Source organism: Verminephrobacter aporrectodeae subsp. tuberculatae At4, from assembly GCF_000193225.1.
In the GTDB taxonomy this organism is placed as follows: Bacteria; Pseudomonadota; Gammaproteobacteria; order Burkholderiales; family Burkholderiaceae_C; genus Acidovorax; species Acidovorax aporrectodeae.
Genome location: NZ_AFAL01000324.1, coordinates 1 through 257, shown reverse-complemented (window position 1 = coordinate 257; position 257 = coordinate 1). Strand labels below are relative to the sequence as shown.

Annotated in this window: 1 pseudogene; it reads right to left on the bottom strand. The window is 75.5% G+C overall.

Annotated elements, in window-relative coordinates:
- Positions 1 to 257: pseudogene (locus VTU_RS26305) on the bottom strand (insulinase family protein); the annotation flags it as partial.

Below are 257 nucleotides of genomic sequence, written 5' to 3'. Positions count from 1 at the left end.
GCAGCGTGGCCACCAGCGTCTGCGCCTGCGCGCGCGAGACGGCGCCGACGATGCTCACGCGCGCGCGGCAGGCGGCGACGTGGCGCGCATGAAAGTCCTGCAGGTCGGCGACGCCGATGCGCGCGAGCGTCTGCGGCGTGCTGCGCTGGCCATAGGGGTGGCTGCCGTACACGGCCGCTGCAAAGGCATGTTCGGCCACGGTTGCGGGGTGCGTGTCGGCCTCGCGCAGGCTCGCGCTCCAGCGCGCGCGCTCGCGC